Annotated in this window: 16 protein-coding genes; 6 read left to right on the plus strand and 10 right to left on the minus strand. The window is 47.8% G+C overall.

What is annotated here, in order from left to right; translation table 11 throughout:
* Positions 1-27: 27 nt before the first annotated feature.
* Positions 28-510 carry a NemA protein gene (locus Q4A84_RS08065; RefSeq protein ID WP_303088418.1) on the plus strand — a complete coding sequence of 161 codons (483 nt, stop codon included), beginning with the start codon at positions 28-30 and terminating at the stop codon, positions 508-510.
* A 57-nt stretch (positions 511-567) separates the two neighbouring features.
* On the opposite strand, the gene Q4A84_RS08070 is transcribed toward Q4A84_RS08065, so the two are convergent.
* The 7 genes from Q4A84_RS08070 to Q4A84_RS08100 form a co-directional block, all read right to left on the minus strand.
* Complete coding sequence (locus tag Q4A84_RS08070) at positions 568-1551, minus strand: asparaginase (protein WP_303088419.1); 984 nt, start codon at positions 1549-1551, stop codon at positions 568-570.
* A gap of 25 nt (positions 1552-1576) precedes the next feature.
* Complete coding sequence (gene speB, locus Q4A84_RS08075) at positions 1577-2545, minus strand: agmatinase (RefSeq protein WP_303088420.1); 969 nt, start codon at positions 2543-2545, stop codon at positions 1577-1579.
* Positions 2546-2702: 157 nt separating this feature from the next.
* Positions 2703-3398, minus strand: coding sequence for a DedA family protein (locus tag Q4A84_RS08080; protein WP_303088421.1), 696 nt, complete (start codon positions 3396-3398; stop codon positions 2703-2705).
* Positions 3399-3510: 112 nt separating this feature from the next.
* On the minus strand, positions 3511-4860 hold the full coding sequence (gene glmM, locus Q4A84_RS08085; protein ID WP_303088422.1) for a phosphoglucosamine mutase: 1350 nt from the start codon (positions 4858-4860) through the stop codon (positions 3511-3513).
* A gap of 165 nt (positions 4861-5025) precedes the next feature.
* Positions 5026-5865 carry a dihydropteroate synthase gene (gene folP, locus Q4A84_RS08090; RefSeq protein WP_303088423.1) on the minus strand — a complete coding sequence of 280 codons (840 nt, stop codon included), beginning with the start codon at positions 5863-5865 and terminating at the stop codon, positions 5026-5028.
* Between the two features lie 97 nt (positions 5866-5962).
* The gene (gene ftsH / locus Q4A84_RS08095) at positions 5963-7945 is read right to left on the minus strand and encodes an ATP-dependent zinc metalloprotease FtsH (RefSeq protein WP_368389569.1); all 1983 of its coding nucleotides are present in this window, start codon (positions 7943-7945) and stop codon (positions 5963-5965) included.
* 66 nt (positions 7946-8011) lie between these two features.
* A complete protein-coding gene (locus Q4A84_RS08100) occupies positions 8012-8632 on the minus strand; it encodes an RlmE family RNA methyltransferase (RefSeq protein WP_303088424.1) in 621 nt (206 codons plus the stop codon).
* A gap of 111 nt (positions 8633-8743) precedes the next feature.
* On the opposite strand from Q4A84_RS08100, the gene yhbY reads away from it, so the two are divergent.
* Positions 8744-9034 (plus strand): ribosome assembly RNA-binding protein YhbY, encoded by a 291-nt coding sequence (gene yhbY / locus Q4A84_RS08105; RefSeq protein WP_303088435.1) that lies wholly within the window; start codon positions 8744-8746, stop codon positions 9032-9034.
* 228 nt (positions 9035-9262) lie between these two features.
* Positions 9263-10624, plus strand: coding sequence for a tRNA 5-hydroxyuridine modification protein YegQ (gene yegQ, locus Q4A84_RS08110; RefSeq protein ID WP_303088425.1), 1362 nt, complete (start codon positions 9263-9265; stop codon positions 10622-10624).
* 100 nt (positions 10625-10724) lie between these two features.
* Here the strand turns inward: yegQ and Q4A84_RS08115 are convergent, their stop codons facing one another.
* The 3 genes from Q4A84_RS08115 to Q4A84_RS08125 form a co-directional block, all read right to left on the minus strand.
* Positions 10725-11012 carry a PepSY domain-containing protein gene (locus Q4A84_RS08115; RefSeq protein ID WP_303088426.1) on the minus strand — a complete coding sequence of 96 codons (288 nt, stop codon included), beginning with the start codon at positions 11010-11012 and terminating at the stop codon, positions 10725-10727.
* A gap of 193 nt (positions 11013-11205) precedes the next feature.
* Complete coding sequence (locus Q4A84_RS08120) at positions 11206-13359, minus strand: cation-translocating P-type ATPase (RefSeq protein ID WP_303088427.1); 2154 nt, start codon at positions 13357-13359, stop codon at positions 11206-11208.
* An 11-nt stretch (positions 13360-13370) separates the two neighbouring features.
* Positions 13371-13580, minus strand: coding sequence for a heavy-metal-associated domain-containing protein (locus tag Q4A84_RS08125; protein WP_303088428.1), 210 nt, complete (start codon positions 13578-13580; stop codon positions 13371-13373).
* Positions 13581-13668: 88 nt separating this feature from the next.
* Between Q4A84_RS08125 and cueR the strand changes: the two genes are divergently transcribed.
* The 3 genes from cueR to Q4A84_RS08140 all read left to right on the plus strand — a co-directional run.
* Positions 13669-14058 (plus strand): Cu(I)-responsive transcriptional regulator, encoded by a 390-nt coding sequence (cueR, locus tag Q4A84_RS08130; protein WP_303088429.1) that lies wholly within the window; start codon positions 13669-13671, stop codon positions 14056-14058.
* A 297-nt stretch (positions 14059-14355) separates the two neighbouring features.
* Positions 14356-16635, plus strand: coding sequence for a CRISPR-associated helicase Cas3' (cas3, locus tag Q4A84_RS08135; RefSeq protein WP_303088430.1), 2280 nt, complete (start codon positions 14356-14358; stop codon positions 16633-16635).
* Between the two features lie 116 nt (positions 16636-16751).
* The coding region (locus tag Q4A84_RS08140; RefSeq protein WP_303088431.1) for an SNF2-related protein at positions 16752-19126 on the plus strand (2375 nt) is incomplete at its 3' end.

The raw sequence follows: 19126 nt of genomic DNA on the forward strand, positions 1-19126 counted from the left end.
CGTATCTTAATTTATTCGGGTTTATTTATGAAACTACTTTATGCGTCGCTTCTTGTTCTGCCCTGTTTGGCCGCATGCAGCGCAGATCCGTCTGGCATGTCGGTTAACCTTGGTATCGGCAGCAGCATCGGCCGCCATGTTGGTTTGGGTACTTCGGTAAACATTCCTGTGGGTATGGCGGGTAAGAAACCGAATGCAGGCGGTGTCAATGTCATTGACGAACAGATTGTTACCCATTTCGATGCGCAGGGGAATACCAGTGAGTCTGCGGTTAAAGGCGGGTTTTATCGTCAACTTATCAGCAAGCGGAATAATAGCGAATATATCGTGCAGGATTTCTACGAAGATAATGCGAAGAAACGAACGGATCCGATGGTGTTGTCACGTAATCAGTTAATGGATTTTAATGCCCATCCGCAAGATGGCACGCTGACGGTTTACGCATATAATGGCAATATCATGCGTCAGCAAACTTATCAAAGTGGTAAGCTGACGAATGCGAAATATTGATTTTTATAGAAAAAAGCCTGTCTGAAAATATTTTTCAGACAGGCTTTTTTTGTGTTTTCAAATTAAATTCAAATGCTGCAATTCTTGTTCTATCCAAGCTGCGCTGGCTTTTTTGCTGATGGCTAAAGTTAGCAGCGCAACGGCGGTTTCCAGATTGCATTTCCCTCCGCTTATAAGCCCGGTTGTGCGTAAAGCGTTGCCTTGAGCATAGAGCGGTGCGGCTCTCCCTTGAGGTACTTGGCTGATGTTCAATAGCAATCCACCTTGAGAAACGTAATCAGCTGCGGCAGTTACTAGGCTTTCGTTATTAGGGGCGTTGCCGTGACCGTAGGTTTGCAGGATAACGGCTTGGGCATGACTTTTAGCCAGATTTTTTGCTATGACATCAGCCATCTGGCCCGGAATCAATGTATAACAAGCGACATTTGCCTCAACATCAAGAGGCTGTATGTTGAATGGTGCGTTTTCTTTTTCAGAGAGGCATAGTTCTTGCCAGCCTTGTTTCGGATGCCAACGGCCTAGTGTTCCAAAATGAGGATTACTGAATCCTTCCGCAGTTTCCGTGCTGGTTTTGCTGCTGCCTATCGGTGAGAGCAACTTGCCGTTAAAGGCGATGGCAACTTCTCTGAAGTTCGGCAGTTGCAGGGCGGCAATGGCGGTTGCCAGGTTTAGCGGGGCATCGCTGCCGTTGCTGTCAAAAGGCCATTGCGAACCGGTCAGTATGACGGGTTTTTTGAGGCCTTGCAGCGCTAGCGCGAATAGGTTGGCGGTGTAAGCGAGCGTATCGGTGCCGTGCAGTACCAAAATGCCGTCGTATTGAGGTATTGCATTTTGGAGCAGCATCAGCCAGTCTTGCCAGTTTTGCAGGGTCACGGCAGAAGAGTCGATGAGCGGACGGCAGATATGCCAATCGAAGTCGCAGAGGTTGGTAAACGGCGCCAAGGCTTTTGTTGCCAAGGTGGCGTCTGGGCTTAGGCCTTTACTTCCGGCGCTCATACCTATGGTGCCGCCAGTGTACAGAACAAAAATGTGCTTTTTCATCCGTTTCCTTGTTTTCAGACAGGCATTACCATTTGCCGGCCACTTTTTTATTGCGCATCAGGCAAAGCATGTCCGCCGCGACGTGTGCGGCGGCGATGGCGGTAATTTCAGCGTTATCGTAGGCGGGAGCCACTTCGACTACGTCCATTCCTACAATATTCAAGTCACCGAGTTTGCGGATGATGCTTAAAGCAGTATGCGAATTGAGCCCTCCGGGAACGGGCGTGCCGGTTCCGGGTGCAAATGCAGGATCAAGGCAGTCGATGTCGAAGGTGAGATAAACCGGGCGCCCACCGATGATTTCGTAGATGCGTTGTACGGTTGCTTCGATGCCGTTCTCGTTAATCCATGGTGCGAATAACATATTCATACCCATAAAATCGCTGTTCCATGTGCGTATTCCGGCTTGGACCGAGGTTTTAGGGTCAATCAAACCATTTTTAATGGCTTTGTAAAACATTGTGCCGTGATTGAGCGAATCTTCGGCATCATCCGGCCATGTGTCGCAATGGGCGTCGAAATGCAACAGACTTAAAGGCTTGCCGTATTTTTCGGCATGCGCTTGTAGCAGGGGATAAGTGATGTAGTGATCGCCGCCGAAGGTTAGCATTTTGGCGTTTGAATGGTTGATAATTTGTCGGGCGTGGTCAACGATGCTTTCGCGGATGGTCCACGGTTGGTGCGCGTCGAACCAACAATCGCCGTAGTCGATAACGGCCAAATCATCGAAGGGGTCGAAACCCCACGGAAACAGATTCAATTCGGCCAGCTGCACGCTGGCGGCACGGATGGCGGCGGGGCCTAGGCGTGCGCCCGGTCGGAATGTGGTGGCCAAGTCAAGCGGCACGCCGGATACGACCACGTCGGCGCCTTCCAGATTGCGCGTATAAGTGCGGCGTATAAAGGATAATGCGCCGGAATAGGTGTTTTCAATAATGCTGCCCATCAGGCCATTGCGACGGAAGGCGCCGTCGCCGTGAATTTTGTCGTTCATATGCGATTTCCTTGATTGGCTTTATCTATAAATGATAAATCGAGCAGATTGGGGTCGATGGTTGGAATAACGGCTCGGCTGTTTCTATAAGCCTGTCTGAAAAGCGTTATGCTCGGAAGCAGATTTCAGACAGGCATTTGGGTGTTCGGCATGGCTTTTATGAGTTACGGTTGGGCTCTTCCGACTTTTTTTCCATGCGAGCCTCTTTACGCTTTTGCCGCATTTCGCTGAGCTTTGCGCGATAAAAGCGGGTGCGCTGCTTTTTTTTCCATAGGAAATAACACAATATCAATATGCCGATGCCAACTATAGTCAGTAAGCCGTATTGGAACTGGTGTATCTTATGCATTAACCATTCACGGTTGGATGCACCGTAGTCGCCGAGGTAAACCCAAAGCGGTACGGAAATCAGGGCGGCAAAACCGTCCATGATCAGGAAACGCATATAAGAAACTCTGCCGCTGATGCCGGCAGTAATAAACATCGGCGTGCGCAAGCCCGGCAGGAAACGGGCGATGAATAACACCCAATTGCCGTATTTATCGAATTTTTCCTGCACTTGGGCATAGCGTTCCGGCGTCATCACCCGTGCAATCGGTTTAAATCTCAGGATCTTATCGCCATATAAGCGGCCGGCAGCAAACATCATGCCGTCTCCGGCCAATACACCAATCATTCCGACTAGAAACATTACGTGAACATTGGCATAACCTAAGCCGGAGATTACCCCGCCGGTCGCCAAAGTGACGTCTTCAGGAATCGGCACGCCAAAGCCGCAGGCAATCAGTACGAGAAAAACTGCGGCATAACCGTATTGTGTAAAAAAAGATTCCAATAGGGCAAAAGAAATCATAGCCCTGCTTCCTTTGTTGAAAATGGTTGTTTGAAACAGCTGTGAAATATTATGTTCAAGCCCCGTCTGCTATTCTAACAGACAGGGGCTTGTTTTTTCGCTTGGCAGGAGATTATTTTTTCGATTTTGCCGGAGGATTCTGAATTGCTGCGGCAATCCGTTCCGCTCCGGACTGTGCCCAGTCGGACTGTTTGGCTTCTACCATTACGCGCACGACCGGTTCGGTTCCCGACGCTCGCAACACGACGCGGCCTTTGCCTTCCAACTCTTTTTCCACTTCGGCCAATACTTCTTTCGATACGCTTTGCCAATCTTGGCCTTTTTGAATGCGCACGTTAATCATGGTTTGCGGGTAGGGCTGCCAGTCGAGAGCGGTGGCCAAATCTTGTTTGAGCGTGCGGATGGCGGCCAAAACTTGCAGGGCGGAAATGATGCCGTCGCCGGTATTGTGTTTGTCCATGCACAGAATATGACCTGAGGCTTCGCCGCCAAGCAACCAGCCGCGTTGGTGGAGCTGTTCCAATACATAACGGTCACCCACTTTGGCTCGGGCAAACGCAACGCCTTGCTCTTTCAAGGCTAATTCCATTGCCATGTTGGTCATGACGGTGCCAACCACACCGCCGATGTTCAGGCCTTCTTTGGCACGGGCTTTGGCGATGACGTAAATCAGGCTGTCGCCATCGTATACTTTGCCGTTTTTATCCACCATCATCAGCCGGTCGCCGTCACCGTCCAGTGCGACGCCGTAGTCGGCATCATTTTGCAATACGGCGGCCTGCAAAGCTTTGGTATGAGTGGCGCCGCATTTCTGATTGATGTTGTAACCGTCGGGTTCGTCGCCGATGGTTACGACTTTGGCCCCCAATTCATGGAATACTTTCGGGGCAACGTGGTAGCCGGCACCGTTGGCCGTGTCGACCACTAATTTAAGACCGCGCAAGTCCAGATGGCTGGGGAAGGTTGATTTGCAAAATTCGATGTAACGATCGTCTGCACCGTTAATGCGGCGGGCGCGGCCTAAACGGTCGGACGGCATGGTTTTCATTTCTTCGTCTAATTTCGCTTCGATTTCCAGCTCGATTTCGTCGCTCAGCTTCACACCGCCTTCGGCAAAGAATTTGATGCCGTTGTCGGAATAAACGTTATGCGAGGCGGAAATCATTACGCCGGCAGCCAAGCGCAGCGCGCGGGTTAGATAGGCCACTCCGGGAGTCGGCAAGGGGCCTGTCTGAATGACGTTTACACCGGCAGCGGTAAAGCCGGCAACCAATGCTGCTTCCAGCATGTAGCCTGAAATGCGGGTGTCTTTGCCGATGATGACGGTAGGTTTTTGTTCGTTGTCATGCTGAACTAAAACCTGACCGGCGGCATAGCCGAGTTTTAAGACAAAATCAGGGGTAATCGGAAACTGACCGACTTCACCACGTACGCCGTCGGTGCCGAAATATTTTTTAGCCATCTTGAAAGACACTCCAAATTAATAAACGAATGTTTGATTGCCCGACAAAACATATTGCCTGTCGAGTTAATAAAAATAGAAATTATCGCACATAATCTTGTCTGAATTTTTCAGACAGGCTTTACAGGCTGATATTGCTTACAGACGGTCAGTTGATATTGTTTCTTAGCCAAGCGTGTTCCAGACTTTTAGCGCATCTACCGTTGCTTTGACATCATGCACGCGGATGATTTTTGCGCCTCGTGCCACTCCGGCAAGTGCGGCGGTAACGCTGCCGACTACGCGCGCTTTGGGCTCGGTTTCTCCGGTGAGCTCGCCAATCATACGCTTTCGGGAAACGCCGATGAGCAGGGGTAGAGCGCATGTGTTGATGAGTTCATCCAAATGCCGCATCAGTAAAATATTATGGGTTAATGTTTTACCGAAACCAAATCCGGGGTCTAATACGATGCGTTCGCGAGTGATGCCCGCTGCGGTGCATGCGGCTATTCTTGATTGCAAATATTTGCCGACTTCTGCTACCACGTCTTGATATTGTGGGTTTTCCTGCATGGTTTCAGGCAGGCCTTGCATATGCATTAAACAGATGCCGGTCTTTGGAAAGCGAGCCAGTAAAGCCGTTGCACCTTCGTCTTCCAATGCTTGAACATCATTGATGATGTCTGCCAAACCGGCTTCCAATGCACGTTGCATGATAGAGGTGCGGCGGGTATCCAGGCTGATCGGGATATTCCATGTAATCAGTTTTTCAAGCACCGGCGCTATGCGATTCCATTCTTCTTCCGGCGAAACATAAGCGGAACCCGGGCGGGTGGATTCGCCACCGATGTCTAGAATATCGGCGCCTTCTTGTCGTAACTTTTCGGCATGCTGTAAAGCGGTATGGATGTTTTGTGAATAGTTGCCGCCGTCAGAAAAAGAATCGGGCGTCAGGTTGACGATGCCCATGATTTTCGGTGTGGCCAGATCGATTTGAAAACGGCCTGCTTGCCATTGGTAAGTCATAAGATTTGCTTGTGTAATTCGAAATAAACAGATGATAAGCGATAAGTTTGAAGTAAACAGATAAATGCCTGTCTGAAATGTTCAGACAGGCATTTTATTAGGATTTATCGCTGTTTGGCTCTTCGTTTTTGATTACGTCGGAATAGGTAAGGGTTTCCGAGGTTTCTTTTTCTGTATCCGAAGAGTTTTTCGATGTGTCGGCAGGAGTGGTTTCTGCTGTTTCCGTTCCGTCTTTAATAACATTGTGACTGTAATCTTTAGGCGGGCTCGGTTGCTTGCCTTCCATAATTTCCAGCACTTGATCGCGATCGATGGTTTCCCATTCCATCAAAGCCTTGCACATGGTTTCCATTTTGTCGCGGTTTTCATCCAAGATTTTGTAAGCCACGGCATATTGCTCATCCAGAATGCGGCGGATTTCAGCGTCCACTTCTTGCTGGGTTTTTTCGGAAATATGCTGCGAACGGGTAACGCTGCGGCCGAGAAATACTTCACCTTCATTTTCGGCGTATACCATTTGCCCCATTTTCTCACTCATACCAAAACGGGTAACCATTTCGCGGGCAATCTGGGTTGCGCGCTCGAAATCGTTGGATGCGCCGGTAGAAATGCGACCAACGAAGATGTCTTCGGCAATGCGGCCACCATACAAGATGGAAATCTGGCTGAGCATCTGATCCTGATACATGCTGATACGGTCGCGTTCCGGCAGCTGCCAGGTCAGACCGAGTGCACGGCCGCGCGGCATAATGGTCACTTTGTGCACGGGATCGGTAAACGGCAGGCTTTCCGCTACAATCGCATGACCGGATTCATGATAGGCGGTTGCCCGTTTTTCGTCTTCGTGCATAACCATGCTGCGGCGTTCCGGACCCATGTAGATTTTGTCTTTGGCATCTTCAAAATCACTTTGGTCAACTTTGGATTTGTTGCGGCGGCCGGCAAACAATGCGGCTTCGTTAACCAAGTTGGCCAAGTCGGCGCCGGAGAAGCCCGGCGTGCCGCGTGCTAAAGAAACCAAATCTACGGAAGCGTCTAAAGGTACTTTTTTAGCATGAACTTTCAAAATATGCTCACGACCGCGGATATCCGGCAAGGGCACTACAACCTGCCGGTCGAAGCGGCCCGGACGTTGCAGAGCCGGATCAAGTACGTCGGGGCGGTTGGTGGCGGCAATCACAATCACGGTTTGATTGCTTTCGAAGCCGTCCATTTCCACCAGCAATTGGTTTAATGTCTGCTCGCGCTCGTCATTTCCGCCGCCCAAACCTGCGCCGCGTTGACGGCCTACGGCATCGATTTCGTCGATAAAAATGATGCAAGGTGCGTTTTTCTTAGCTTGTTCAAACATATCGCGTACGCGGCTGGCGCCGACGCCGACAAACATCTCTACGAAATCCGAACCGGAAATGCTGAAAAACGGCACGCCCGCTTCACCGGCGATGGCTTTCGCCAGCAAGGTTTTACCCGTACCGGGGCTGCCAGCAAGCAGGATACCGCGTGGCACGCGGCCGCCTAAGTTTTGATAGCGGTTGGGTGCTTTTAGATAATCTACGATTTCTTGTACTTCTTCTTTGGCTTCATCGCAGCCGGCTACATCGGCAAAAGTAACTTTGTTGGCATCTTTATCCAGCAGCTTGGCCCGGCTTTTGCCGAAAGAAAATGCACCGCCTTTACCACCGCCGCCCGTTTGCATGCGCATGAAGTAAATCCATACGCCGATTAACAGCAAAATCGGCAGCATGTTCAGTAGCAGGCTGGTGAAAATGCTCGGTTTTTCTTCCGGTGTAACTTTCAGCGCTACTTTCTTGTCCAGCAGTGTTTTAACCAGATTGTCATCCAAAGGGGCGTTGGTGGCAAAAAGGGTTTTGTCGTTGCGCTCGCCTTTGATCAGGTAGCCTGAGAATACCGAACCTTCGAAGTTAACACTGGCAACTTCGCCTTTGTTAACCTGGTCGATAAACTGTGAATACGAAATTTCTTTTTTGTTTTCCTGTTTGTCGACAACAGCGTTAAAGGCAAACATCAAACCGATTGCCAATGCGACCCATACCAACAAACTTTTCATGGTGCTTCCCACAGAAACAGGCTCCCATCGTATTAAAAATTAAACAAAAACGGATTGTAATTCAGACAAAGTGCATTGTCAGCGTTTATTTTTTCCCAATAGATAAATCTCACTGGAGCGATTGCGAGAAGCCTCCGGCTTGCGGATTTGTACGCTTTGGAATGCTTCGCGCATTTGGGTGAGATACTCTTGATAACCGGCGCCTTGAAAGACTTTTACTAAAAAATTGCCGCCCGTTTTCAGATGATTGCGGGCGAAGTCTAACGCCAGCTCGCATAAATCATAGCTTCGGGCTTGATCCGTTACTGAGTTGCCGCTCATATTGGGTGCCATATCGCAAATTACAAGATCCAGCGGCCGTTTTCCGAGTAAAGCTTCGAATTCGTTCAATACGCTGTCTTCGCGAAAGTCTCCTTGAATGAAGGAAACACCTTCAATTGATGTCATCGGTAGGATATCAAGTGCAAAGATGGCGCCGTTTTTTCCAACTAATTTAGCCGCCACTTGCGACCAGCTTCCCGGGGCGCTGCCTAAATCGGCCAATATGGTGCCCGTTTTGATGAGTTTGTCTTTTTCGTTGATTTCCAGCAATTTATAGGCCGCACGGGCGCGGTAGCCGTCTTTTTGCGCTTGATGCACATAATGGTCGTTTACATGTTCGTTCAGCCATGCTTTGGAGGATTTGGAACGCACCGCCATCGGCAACTTTCTTTTTGGTAAAACAAACTATGTATTATATGTGATTTTTCATGCAAACTGGCGTAAAATAACCGCCTTACTTAATAAATTTAAGCCTTATCGATACGTTAAATTATGTCTGAGAAATTAACTACCCGCGAAATCCTTGAGCTCAAAGCACGTGCGCATCATTTGGCGCCGGTCGTCATGATTGGCCAGCACGGCCTGACCGAATCGGTTATTCGCGAAACCGACACCGCATTGACTGCGCATGAATTAATCAAAGTGCGTGTTTTGGGCGACGATCGTCAAGAGCGTTTAGCGGCCTGCGAAGCATTGTGCAGCGCGGTGGATGCGCAGCTCGTGCAACATATCGGTAAATTATTGGTGTTGTGGCGGAAAAATAGCGAAGAATCCGCCTAAGACGACGGATGCGTTTTAATGCCTGTCTGAAAATCAGCTGCACGGTAATTTATGCGCTTGCTTTATTTCAGACAGGCATCACTATCTTTATAAATCTTTAGTGATGTAACGAGTTTTTCTGTTGTTTGGGCCTGATGAGTTTGAATTTCAGGCTCGGATAACCTTTATCAATAAATCGGATTAGCCTAAGATTTGTTCGACCGGCTTTTTTCGATACAAAGCATGAATATGAAATCACCAGAACTTTTGCTTCCCGCCGGCGGCCTAGAACGGATGCGCGCCGCTTATGATTACGGCGCCGACGCTGTGTATGCCGGCAGCCCGCGTTATTCTTTGCGCGCCCGTAATAATGAGTTTGCTAAGCTGCCTGTGTTGGCGCAAGGCATCAGCGAAGCACACGAGCGCGGTAAGAAATTTTTTCTAACGGTAAACACCTTGCCGCACAATTCCAAATTGAAAACGTTTCTTGCCGATATGGAGCCGCTCATTGCGATGAAGCCGGATGCGCTGATTATGGCCGATCCGGGCCTGATTATGCAGGTGCGTGAAAAATGGCCCCATGTGCCGATACACCTTTCGGTTCAGGCGAATACCACTAATTATTGGGGCGTGCAATTTTGGCAGAAAATCGGGGTGGAGCGCATCATTCTTTCGCGCGAACTGAGCATGGAGGAAATTGCCGAAATCCGCCAAGAATGCCCCGATATCGAATTGGAAGTATTCGTGCACGGTGCGTTATGCATTGCTTATTCCGGCCGATGCTTGTTATCAGGTTATTTTAATCATCGCGATCCTAACCAAGGCACTTGTACCAACGCTTGCCGTTGGGATTATAAAGTGCACGGCTCCGAAACCGATGAAGCGGGCGACGCCAAATTGTTGCAGGGCTTTAATTTCAATAGTGCGCAGCAAGAAGCGGATGCTGCTTTTGAAGGCATAAACGGTCAACAGCGCCATCCTGAAGCCAATAAGGTTTTTCTGATTGAGGAAGCGAATCGCCCGGGCGAACTCATGCCGGTGATGGAAGACGAGCACGGCACTTATATTATGAACTCGAAAGATTTGCGCGCGGTCGAGCAGATAGCCAAGCTGGCCGAAATCGGTGTTGACAGTTTGAAGGTGGAAGGGCGAACCAAGTCGATTTATTATGTTGCCCGTGTTGCTCAAACCTACCGTAAGGCGATTGACGATGCGGTGGCGGGCAGGCCTTTTGATTACAGCCTGCTGGCCGAGCTCGAGGGTTTGGCCAACCGCGGTTATACTTCCGGTTTTCTGGAGCGGCACCAGACGCAGGAATATCAGAATTATCTCAGCGGTCATTCTTTGGCTAAACAGAGCCAATATGTCGGCCAAGTTATTGATATTGATAACGAAGGTTGGGCAACGGTGGAAGTGAAAAACCGTTTTGCCGTAGGCGATACGATTGAAATCATCCATCCTCAAGGCAACCGCACCGTGGTGCTTGAAGCCATGACGCGCAAAGGATCTGCGATAGATGTTGCCCCGGGTAACGGGATTCAGGTAAAAATTCCGCATATGCAGGGAAAAGATAAGGCTTTGTTGGCCAGAGTGATTACGCCGTCTGTTTGAATGCGGTCGAATTTATCTTAGTTGGCTATGTCTTGTGAATACCATAATGCCTGTCTGAAAATAGGTTCAGACAGGCATTGTTTTTGGATGAAGGAATCGGTTAACGATCCAGTTTTTCTTTCAGTATGCGCAGATCGGGGTAAGAAAGTTTGATGTCGTATTCATCACGGCCTTTGTAGGCTTCCACGTCGAAGGCCGGCTTGCCCATGTAATCGTCGGCTTCAATATCCGTTATCCGATAACCGCGCGATTCGAGCAGTTTGACTGCTTTGGCACGGTTTTGCTCAAAGGCCGGATCTTGATAGATTTTTTGCTCGATACGGTCGTCACCGGCAAAAGCGCTTGTAGAAAGTGCAATCAGAGTTGAAGTAAGCAGCCATTTTTTCATAATGTTTCCTTTTTATTGATGAATCGATAAATGTTCAGATGTCGAATGAATGGCGGCACAGCCGCTTTTCGATGGGAACCATTATGAAGGCAGAGATTTGGCTGAAAATTAGGGATTGGTAAAGAATATGTAAAGAAAATGCCTGTCTGAAAAGGTTAAAGTCATATTCAAGTTTTCAGACAGGCATGGGCGCTTATTCGATTTTTACCCGTTTTAATCGAAGGGCGTTGAGGAGCACTGAAATCGAACTCAATGCCATGGCGGCGCCCGCAATAACCGGGCTGAGATAGCCGAAGGCGGCAAGCGGGATACTGATGATGTTGTAGATAAAGGCGAAAAACAGATTCTGTTTGATGTTTTTTAAAGTGGCTCGGGAAATGAAAAGCGCGTCGGCCAGTTGGTTGACGGAGTGCCGCATCAGCGTTGCGGAAGCGGTATGTTCTGCAACGTCGGTGCCGCCTTGCATGGCGAAACTCACATCGGCGGCGGCAAGAGCCGGCGCATCATTGATGCCGTCGCCCACCATGGCAACGGTTTTGCCTTCGGCTTTAAACTGCTGTATGGCGGCGGCTTTATCGCGCGGGCTCATGTTGCCAGAAGCACGGGCGATACCCAGTTGGGCTGCGATATATTCCACCGTGTTTGGGTTGTCGCCGCTCATGATGCAAGCGTCGATTCCACTGGCATGAAGGCGGCCGATGGCTTTTTTGCTGTCGGTTTTAAGCCCGTCTGCCAGTGCGAACGCACCGATGGGGCGGTTGTTTACGGCCACGGCCACAACGCTGGCAATTTGCCATACGGCATCATGCTGCTTCGGTAGAGTCAGGCCGCAATAATCGGGTTTGCCGACCTTAACCTCGCCAATGCCGTCGATATCGGCGGCAATACCTGCTCCGGCTTCGCTGCGTATGTTGTGAGCGCCGGGCAGCACGATACCGCGCGCTTCGGCTGCCTGAACAATCGCGCGGGCAAGCGGGTGGGCGGCGTTTTGCTCAACCGCAGCGGCCAGCCGGTAGAGTTCGTTTTCGGTGTTTTCAGACAGGCATAACACCGCAGTGATGCTCGGGCAGCCTTCGGTCAGCGTGCCCGTCTTATCCAGCACAACGGTATTGACGTGTGCGGCGGCTTCCATTGATGCGGCGTCTTTAAACCAGATGCCGTGCCGAACGGCTTTGCCCATGCCAACCATAATCGCTGCCGGCGTAGCCAAACCGAGGGCGCACGGGCAGGCAATTACCAGTACGGCCACCGCGTGCATCATCGAGGTTATCCAGTCGTGCGAAATAAGAAAGGTAAGAGCAAAGGTGATGAGCGAGATGGCAATAACGGCCGGCACGAATACGGCGGCCACTTTATCGGCAATGCGGGCAATCGGCGCTTTGCTGCCTTGCGCTTCGGAAAGCGCCGCCATCATATCGCCGAGCAAGGTTTGGCTGCCGAGCTGTTGCGCACGATAAATAATGCTGCCGTCGGTTATCAGCGCGCCGGCCAACACCGCGCTGCCTGCGCTTTTGGCCGAAGGATTCGATTCGCCGGTTAAATGGCTTTCGTCTGCCCAGCCGTTTCCTCGCTCAACGATACCGTCTGCCGCAATGCGCTCGCCGTGATTGGCACGGATTAAATCGTTTATCCGTACTTGATCAAGCGAGATGGTTTGCCATTGTCCGTTGCGTTCCACATTTACTTGGCGGGGCGTGAGTTTCAGCAATAGCCCGAGGCTGTTGAGGCTGGACTTTTTGGCCCGATGCTCCAGAAATTTACCAAGGCTGACAAAGCCGATAACCATCACGCTTGCTTCAAAATAAACGTGGCTGTGATTGCCGTTTTGCATGAAAAAAAGCATAAACGCCGAATAAAGATAGATAGCCGTCGTGCCAAGTGTAACCAGCACATCCATATTGGCCAGCCCGCCGCGAATACTCGCCCATGCGCTTTTGTAAAAAGGCAATGCCAGCCAAAATTGCACGATACTGGCAAGGGCAAATTGCCATAATGGAGGCAGCATCCAATCATGGCGGTTTGCCATCATTCCCAGCATACCGATTAGAAAGGGCAGGTTGATAGCCAGTAGCAGGCACAAACGCCAAGGAATAGGCTGCGCAGCCGCGGCTTGCTCCGGTGGCTGCTCGTTGGTTTTTAAGCTTGCCTGAAAACCGGTTTTTTCAATGATTTTTACCAGCTCTTCAATGCTTGTAAGGTTGTCATCATAAACAATCTGCGCTTCTTCGCCAGCAAAATTCACTCCGGCTTCTGAAACGAATGCTTTTTTATTCAACACCTTCTCAATACGGCTGGCGCAGGCTTGGCATGTCATGCCGTTAATCTGAAAGCGGGCCTTTTGCTGCATTTTTAGGCTCCTTATGCGGAAGCATCAAAACCCGCGTCTTCAATGGCTTCGATTAAGGCAGAAATGCCTATTTTGGCCGCATTAAACGATACGGTTGCATTGGCGTTTTCGAGGCTGACCTCAACTTTGTCGACGCCTTCCAACTGCGTCAAAACCTGAGCAACGCTTTTCACGCAGCCGCCGCAAGTCATGCCTTCGATATGAATGTTGACAGTTTCCATGCTTTTCCTTTCGTTAAATAGGCTGAAACGGATTTGTTCAAAATACCGATACACGCTACTATAAACCTTTACCCGAAGTTAAGGTCAAATGATGAATATCAGCGAAGCCGCACGCCAAACCGGTTTGTCGGCCAAACAAATCCGAGATTATGAAAAATACGGTTTATTGACAGCTGCTCGGCGTACAGAGGGCGGCTATCGCGCATATCAAGAAAATGATTTGAAACGTTTGAAATTTATCCGCCATGCCCGAGATGTTGGATTTTCATTGCAGCAAATTGCCGAGTTATTGAAGCTGAATGATAGTCCGAAACGAAGCAGCAGAGCAGTAAAAACCATTACTGCACGCCATATTGACGAATTGGAAAAGCAGATTCAAACCTTGCAAAATATGGTAGAGAAACTCAGACAGTGGCATGATGTTTGCAAAGGCGATGATTGCCCGCAGTGCACAATTTTAGAAGGTTTGGAAAAATAACACTAATGCCTGTCTGAAAAGAATAAAAGCTGGTTACTATTGATATTGAAACTTATTTTTAAGGAATATATAATTAATACATAATCAATATTAAAAAAATAGTCTACGGGGTAGCAAAATGAAAAGGGAACGATTATTTAAGATATGCCTATTTGATTGCGGGCTGTATACACATGCCTTCAAAACCCTGCAAAACCATGAACCGGATATCGGCAAAATGGTTTTGCAGGGTTTTGTTTTGAACACTATCAGTTTTTATTTAATAAATAAATGAAATGGCATGTTCAAGGAACGTTTATGCCCACTGATAACCATAAAATCTACTATGCCCACTCCGCCAAGGATAAAGATGGCAATCATCTTCCTTATTCCCAATGGCAAACCATGCAAAGCCATGCTGATAACGTTGGCAAGATGGCGGCTGAATTTGCCCGTATTTTCGGAGCGGCCGACATTGCCCGCTATACGGGGCAATTGCATGATTTAGGCAAATATTCCGAAGCATTTAAGCGGCGCTTGCATGGCGGTATGCTGCCTGCAGATCATTCAACAGCCGGCGCAAAGATTGCTTTTGAGCTATGGGGTAAGCAAGGCAACATCGGTAAGCTGATGGCGTTTTGCATTGCAGGGCATCATGCCGGATTGGCAAACGGTAGTAAAGAAGGCAAAAATCGCAGCACTTTAAAAGAGCGCCTATCTCTGCAATTTGGCAGTGATATTCCCCAGCTGGATGAAATTTGGCGGCAGGAAATACAGCTGCCTGAAAAAATACCGACTTTGCTTGGGTTTAACCTTGATAAAGATTTTTCCGGATTTTCCATTGCCTTTTTTACGCGCATGCTTTATTCCTGTTTGGTTGATGCCGATTTTCTGGATACCGAAGCGTTTTATAGCAAGCTGGAAAATGAAACCGTATTACGCGGTGATTATCTCGATTTAGCAGCATTACAACAGCGTTTCAAACAGTTTATTAACGATTTCAGACGGCATATTGCTGAGAAACCGCAGGAAACAGAAGAACAAAAACGCAATGCCGTCTTAAATCTTTTGCGTAGCAAAATTCTCGATTCAGCTACAAAAAATGCCGCTCAAGAACCCGGCCTATTCAGCCTAACCGTGCCTACCGGTGGCGGCAAAACCTTCAGCTCTATGGCATTCGCTTTAGAACATGCCTTGCAGCACGGCATGCGGCGCGTTATTTACGTTATCCCTTATACCAGCATTATCGAGCAAAATGCCGCCGAGTTTCGCAAAGCATTCGGTGATTTGGGCGAAGCTGCCGTGTTGGAGCATCACAGCACTTTTGACGACAGCAAACTCCAAGGCGAATCCAGCAAAGACAAACTACGATTAGCCTCTGAAAATTGGGATATGCCGATAGTGGTTTCCACTGCCGTACAATTTTTCGAATCCTTATTCGCCGACCGTTCCTCACGCTGCCGCAAGCTGCACAATATTGCCGGCAGCGTGATTATTTTAGACGAAGCGCAAATGCTGCCGCTGAATTTATTACGCCCAATTATGCAGGCGATTAAAGAATTGGCGCGTAATTACCATTGCTCCATTTTATTGTGTACCGCCACACAACCTGCTATTCATCAACAACATGGTTTTTATCGTGGTTTTGACAATGTACGAGAAATTGCGCCAAATCCTGCCGAGCTATTCCAACAATTACGCCGAACCACCGTAACCCATATCGGCAAACAAAATGACACTGATTTGCTAGATAAGCTAATCCAACATCCGCAAATGCTGATTATCGTCAATAACCGACGTCATGCACGAAGCCTATACGAAAGTGCGGTCAATTTAGAAGGCGTTTTTCATCTTACCACCTTGATGTGTGCTAAACATCGCTCGCAAGTCTTGGAACAAATACGGCAAAAATTGGCTATGGATGCACCATGCCGCGTGATTTCCACTTCATTGATTGAATGCGGCGTCGATGTCGATTTTCCATTAGTCATGCGGTCAGAAGCAGGCTTGGATTCGGTAGCTCAAGCGGCAGGGCGATGTAACCGTGAAGGCAAAAGGCCGTCTGAAAATAGCCATGTATGGATATTTGAACCCGAAGGCTGGCGTGCTCCGCCCGAATTAGGCTTTTTATCCGATGTGATGAACAACATCGTACGCCGATTTAATCATGACCTGCTCGCGCCCGAAGCCATTACCGATTACTTCTCCAGTGTTTATGAATTAAAAGGCAAAGAGTTGGATAAACACGGCTTACTCGACGCATGCCAAAACGCCCAGCGTAGTTTTGATTTCCCTTTTCAAGATATCGCAGAACAATTCCGCATGATTGACAGACATATGCTGCCCGTCATCATCCCGTTTGATAAAGAAGCGCAACAATTGATTGAAGCGCTACGCTGTGCCGATAAAGTTGGCGGATTATTGCGTAAACTGAGCCCGTATATCGTACAAATTCCCAAAAAATCTTTAGAAGTATTGTGTAAATCAGGCAAAGTAAAATTTCTTAACCAAGAAAAATTTGGTACGCAGTTTTGCAGCTTGATTGATATGGATTTGTATGATGAGGCGGGGTTGAATTGGGAGGATGCGTGGTTTTAGAGAATGAGATTTTTTAGAAAAATTTTAACATATCATTTTTAGAATAAAAATAATTGACAAGCCAAAAACCTTAAAGCATAATTTTCGTATCTACCTTACAAATAAGGAAAAACATAATGCAAAAAAATCTACTTACACCCCAACAAAGCCAGTATTTTGCCTATACGCTCACTCGTCAAATGGCCGATGGTAGCGTTGAGTCATTAGCAGGTACTCTAGTGGATGCCCAAGTAGATTTGAACCCGCATCAGGTGGATGCCGCATTATTTTCTTGTCAAAACCCTCTATCTAAGGGGGTAATTTTGGCTGATGAAGTGGGGTTGGGTAAAACAATCGAAGCCGGTTTGGTCATTCTGCAAAAATGGGCTGAACGTAAACGGAAAATATTGATTGTAGTGCCGGCAAACTTACGCAAACAATGGCATCAAGAACTCCAAGATAAGTTTGGTTTGCAAGGAATGCTGCTTGAAGCAAAAAGCTATAACGCTTTACGTAAACAAGGTAAACGAAACCCTTTTGCGTATGATGAAGGTCCGGTTATTTGCTCTTATCAATTTGCTAAGGCAAAAGCAGAAGATATAAAAAATATAGCTTGGGATTTGGTCGTGTTGGATGAAGCCCATCGACTACGCAATGTGTACAAAAAAGGCAATGTTATTGCCAAAACCTTGAAAGAAGCTTTTGCATCCGTTCATTCTAAAGTGCTGCTTACAGCTACACCGCTACAAAACTCATTGCTGGAGCTCTATGGCTTAGTTAGTATCATTGACGAGCGTGTATTCGGTGATTTAGATAGTTTCAGAGAGCAATTTGGTGCCAAAGCCACAGAAAAAACCTTGCAAAATCTTCGACAACGTCTTGCTCCTGTTTGTAAACGTACTTTACGGCGACAAGTGCAACCTTATGTTTCCTATACTGCGCGCAAAGCAATTGTGCAGGAGTTCACACCGTCTGAGCAAGAACAAGAACTATCAAAATTGGTTGCAGATTATTTGCGACGACCAAGCCTGAACGCTCTGCCTGAAGGGCAACGGCAACTCATCTCTCTTGTGTTGTGGAAACTTTTGGCATCCAGTAGTTATGCCATTGCTGGTGCATTGGGAACAATGGCGAATCGTTTAAAGAATACTCTTGAATCGTCTGAGGTTGTTACAGATAACAAACAAGATTTTGATGATTATGAATCTTTGGAAGAAACAGCCGAAGAATGGGAAGAAGAACAACCTGCTGTTATTAGTCAGCCGGAATATGACGCTATTACTGAAGAAATAAAAGAACTGGAAAAATTCAAAACGCTGGCCGAAAGCATTCGCCAAGATGCTAAAGGACAAGCGCTACTCACAGCATTACAGCGTGCTTTTACCGAATTAGACCGTTTAGGTGCAGCTCAAAAAGCCATTATTTTTACCGAATCCAAACGCACCCAAGATTATTTACAACGATTATTGGCAGAAACCATTTATGCCGGTGAAAACAATGAAGGAATCGTATTGTTTAATGGCAGTAATTCTGATGCTGGTGCCCAGCGCATTTATAAAAACTGGTTGAAGAAGCATGAAGGCAGCGATCGTATTACCGGCTCTAAAACCGCTGATACCCGTGCAGCTTTAGTGGAATATTTTAAAGAGCAAGGCAAAATTATGATTGCCACTGAAGCGGGAGCCGAAGGTATCAATTTGCAATTTTGTTCTCTGGTTATCAACTATGACTTGCCATGGAACCCGCAACGTATTGAACAACGTATCGGAAGATGCCATCGATATGGGCAAAAACATGATGTCGTGGTGGTTAATTTTGTAGATAGAAATAACGAAGCCGATGCTCGTGTATATGAATTGTTAAACGAAAAATTCCAACTCTTTGAAGGGGTATTCGGTGCCAGTGATGAGGTGTTAGGGGTTATTGGTTCAGGTGTGGATTTTGAACGGCGCATTGCAGAAATTTATCGCCATTGCCGACAACCGGAAGAAATCAAAGCGGGTTTTGCCGCATTGCAACAAGAGCTTTCCGGAGAAATCAATCAGGCAATGGTAAAAACCCGCCAAACCTTGCTGGAAAATTTTGATGAAAAAGTACATGAAAAATTGCGTGTAAGAGATGAAGACAGTAAAGCCATAAGAAATAAATATGAGCGCATGTTATTGGATTTAACCTATAGTGAATTAAAAGAACATGCCGTATTTGATGAACAAGGCTTCACCTTGAAAAGCCTGCCTGAAAAGTTATCTTCCTTTTCAATTCCAATCGGGCATTATGAGTTGCCACGTCGCAGTGGCGATGCGCATCTTTACCGCATCACCCACCCTCTAGCAATACACCTGTTAGACCAAGCAAAAACACATAGCTGCTCATCACAAAAACTGATTTTTGATTATAGTGCTTATGGTAAAAGGGTTAGCACCTTGGAGCCATATCGTGGGCAACATGGTCATTTAATTTTGAAACTATTAACTGTCGAAGCCTTGGGTAATCGTGAAGAACATTGTTTATT

The sequence above is a fragment of the Neisseria sp. genome, assembly GCF_030527965.1.
Classification (GTDB): Bacteria; Pseudomonadota; Gammaproteobacteria; order Burkholderiales; family Neisseriaceae; genus Neisseria.